Origin of the sequence: Mycobacterium sp. KBS0706, from assembly GCF_005938675.2 — a bacterium.
GTDB lineage: Bacteria > Pseudomonadota > Alphaproteobacteria > DSM-16000 > Inquilinaceae > Inquilinus.
The window spans coordinates 1-1,271 of sequence record NZ_VCCH02000278.1 but is presented as its reverse complement, the minus strand read 5'-3'; the positions used below and the strand labels follow the sequence as shown (position 1 = coordinate 1,271).

The window sequence follows — 1,271 nt, the reverse complement described above, 5'->3', positions numbered from 1 at the left end:
GGACTCTTATGGACGGGGCCCGGGCTAGCAGCACCTCTGACAGTGAAAGGTAAATCCGTTACTGCTCCTTCTTGAACAAATCCTGGAAGATGAGCTGGCCCCAAATGCGGCCGCGTGCGTGCACCAGCGCGCCACCCTCGTTGAGCTTTCCCAGCTTGACGGGCGCGAACCCGAGTTGCTTGGCCAAGGCCGCCACGGGAGCGATCGCGTCCTCGTCGTCGCTCGACAGGAAGACGACCCGGTGCCCGCCCTCGACGATCGGATCGGCAGCCAGGGTGGCCGCAACCAAGTGATTGAAACCTTTCACGAGCTTGGCGCCGGTGAACGCCTTCGCGACGAAGGCGGAGGACGGGAGGCTATCCAGCTCCTCAGGGGGAACCAACGCGTTCATTGCGTCGATTACCGTCTTGCCTTTCCAGCTCGGCAGGGCCTTCGCAACCTCGCGATGTTCCGCGAACGGGACCGCCAAGATGATCGTGTCGGCCTCGAGTGCATCCCGCAGCGACTTGGCGGCGACCGTAGGCCCGATCGCCCAAGCCTGCGGTGCCAAAGCCTCGGGCGGTTGGCGGCTCGCGACGGTCACGTCGATGTTCTTGCGGGCGAAGGCGTGGGCGAGGGCCTGGCCTATCTTGCCGAACCCAACAATCGCGTAGCTCATAATACTTCTCCGATCCGTGCTGGTATTGAGTCCCCGGCCTTCAACGGCGCTGGGTGATCCGTTCCGCTGTGTGGCGACCTTCGCGCAGGCGTCCCGCGTGAACGACTTTCGCGGGGCCGGGCCGACCGTTCAGCGCGGAAGTCGTTCCACCATGGACGCGCGAGTTCCCGCCGATCAGTCGTCTCCCGCGACCCGGCGCGATTTCAGATGGCCGAGAAGCCGCCGTCGACAGACAACTCCACCCCATTCACGAAGCTCGAATCGTCCGAAGCCAGAAACAGCGCGACCGCCGCAATTTCCTCAGAACGACCCATCTTTCCCCGCGGGATCAGGGATTCGAACATCTGCTTCGCCTCCTCGGTGAGGACCTGGTCCTGCATCGGTGTGGCGATCGGCCCCGGGTGCAGCACGTTCACCCGGATATTCCTGCCCTTGAGTTCGTTGAGCCACCCGCGTGCGAATGCGTGCAGCGTCGCCTTGCTCGCCGCATACACGCTGTAACCGGGAAAACCTTTGATCGAAGCAACCGACCCGGTCATGAAGATCGATCCGCCATCGTTGAGCAGCGGCAACGCCTTCTGAACCGTGAACAGCGTGCCGCGCGCATTCAGGT

At 63.4% G+C, this 1,271-nt stretch carries 2 protein-coding genes; both read right to left on the bottom strand.

The features are described from left to right. Nucleotides 1-58: 58 nt before the first annotated feature. Nucleotides 59-658, bottom strand: coding sequence for an NAD(P)-binding domain-containing protein (locus FFK22_RS41810; RefSeq protein WP_221939307.1), 600 nt, complete (start codon nt 656-658; stop codon nt 59-61). 203 nt (nt 659-861) lie between these two features. Next, nucleotides 862-1,271, bottom strand: a 410-nt coding sequence (locus FFK22_RS41805; protein ID WP_143957003.1) for an SDR family NAD(P)-dependent oxidoreductase, incomplete at its 5' end; no start/stop codon positions are given.